Origin of the sequence: Kitasatospora sp. NPDC090308, from assembly GCF_044769485.1 — a bacterium.
Lineage (GTDB): Bacteria > Actinomycetota > Actinomycetes > Streptomycetales > Streptomycetaceae > Kitasatospora > Kitasatospora fiedleri.
In genome coordinates, this window is the sequence record NZ_JBIVXY010000041.1 from 1 (window position 1) to 2,031 (window position 2,031).

The following is a 2,031-nucleotide window of genomic DNA, read 5'->3' on the forward strand; positions in this document are numbered from 1 at the left end:
CGATCATTGTTGGCGCCGGCGTGTTGGGGTACAAACTGGCCATCGATTACCTCGCGGATACCGTCTGACCCTTCACGGGTGAGAGAGCGTCCGTCCGAAAGGGCTGTTCGGTGAGAGAGCGTCCGTCCGAAAGGGCTGTTCGGTGAGAGAGCGTCCGTCCGAAAGGGCTGTTCGGTGAGAGAGCGTCCGTCCGAAGGGGCTGTTCGGTGAGAGTGTCCCTATGTTTTTCGTCAAGCGGTTTTGGGTGTTTGGGCTTGGTAGAGGGTGCCGTCGCGGAGCATGGCGTAGAGGGTGTCGCAGCGGCGTCGTGCGAGGGCGATGAGGGCTTGGTTGTGGCGTTTGCCTTCGGCGCGTTTGCGGTCGTAGTAGGCCCGTGATGGCGGGTCGTGGAGCGCTGCGAACGCGGAGATAAACAGGGTTCGTTTGAGGACTTTGTTGCCTTTTCTGGAGGAGTGGTCGCCGCGGATGGAGGACCCGGATCGCCAGGTGACAGGGGCCAGCCCGGCGTAGGAGGCCAGGTGCCCTGCTGTGGGGAAGTCTTTCCCGGCGACTTCGGTGAGGATTCGTGCGGCGGTCCTGATGCCCACGGCCGGCAAAGACATCAGGACCGGGTGAAGAGGGTGGGCCTCCACGAGGGCTTCGACCTGGGTGAAGACCATGGCCCGGCTTTCATGAAGCCTGGCAAGCATTCCGGCCAGTTCGGGCAGCACGATGGTCGCGGCGTTCGTTCCCACGACAGTGACTGTTTGCCGGCCAAGGGCCTCGATGATTTCATCGGCCAGGCGTTCGCCCATCCGGGGTGCGAGTTTGGTCAGCCGGTTCCCGATCCGGCGGCGGCCAGCGTGACGAAGCGCCGCCGGTGTGGGCCAGGTCCGCAGCAGGTCCAGCACGGCAGGGTGGTCCATATAGGGTCCGAGCACCCTTTCCAGAGCTGGGTGGATCTGGGTGAGCAGCCCGCGGATCCGGTTCGAAGTCGCCGTGGCCTGTTTGGCCAGGTCCTCATCAAACCCACACAGCATGCTCAACTCAGCGAGCTGCTCATCGACCAACTGAACCGAGCGCAAGGCATGGGGCATGGTCCTGGCGGCCTCGGCGATGATGAACGCGTCACGGGCGTCCGTTTTCGCTTCTCCAGGATGCAGGTCAGCGATCCGGCGCATCGCCAGCCCGGGCAGATACCCGACAAGAACACCGGCATCCTGGGCAACCGCCACAGGAAGCGCGCCGATGGTCGCTGGCTGGTCAACGACCAGTAACACCCGTCCTGCGTCCTCAAGTTCGGTGATGATTTCCCGGATTTTGGCTTCATCATTGGGCAACGCCCGGTCCAGCAATTTCTTTCCGGACCGGTCCACGGCAACGGCATGATGGACGCCCTTGCCAACATCAAGACCAATAAACACTTCGACAGCGTCGTGGTTCGCGATCATCTAAGACCTCCAGTCGTAGTCAGCTCCTGCGCTGGCCCGGTAGCGGTGTCAGGACCCGGCACCCACGTTACGCACGACGTTCCCGAACTGTCCTGCCCCTATCAGCGGTCTCCCGGCACCTACCAACCCCGGTGACAACACTCTCAAGATCATCAAGCGACAGAGCGTCAAAATCATGCCGGAGCCGGCAGGCCAGCACACCCATATCCTGCACCAGGAAACAGGCTACGAAAAAGGTAACGAGCGTCGGGCTTTATGGGGTGTTTGGTGAGAGAGCGTCGGGGGTGAGGGCTTGGGCCATGTGGGGTGGCCAGGGCTGTGCGGTCGCGGACCCCGCCGGGACGTGCGCCGTGGTGACCGTCCCGTAAGCGGCCACGACGGCGGCTGGCGGGCTGCCGCCGTCGGGGGTTCCGGCGTCGCGGGTTCCGGCATCGGGGGTTCCGGTGTCGGGCGTTCCGGCGTCGGGGGTTCCGGTGTCGGGGGTTCCGGTGTCGGGGGTTCCGGCGTCGGGCGTTCCCGTGGAGACCGGCAGCGGGTGGCCGGACACCTCGAACGCAAGGGTCAGCGAGGTCCGGCCGAGCGCTTGCACCCTGACGGAAGC

Annotated in this window: 1 protein-coding gene and 1 pseudogene; both read right to left on the reverse strand. The window is 64.4% G+C overall.

Annotated elements, in window-relative coordinates:
* Positions 1-230 precede the first annotated feature (230 nt).
* Positions 231-1,453: pseudogene (locus ACIQVD_RS34185) on the reverse strand (IS110 family transposase).
* A 230-nt stretch (positions 1,454-1,683) separates the two neighbouring features.
* On the reverse strand, positions 1,684-2,031 hold a 348-nt coding region (locus tag ACIQVD_RS34190), incomplete at its 5' end, for a hypothetical protein (protein ID WP_402292724.1).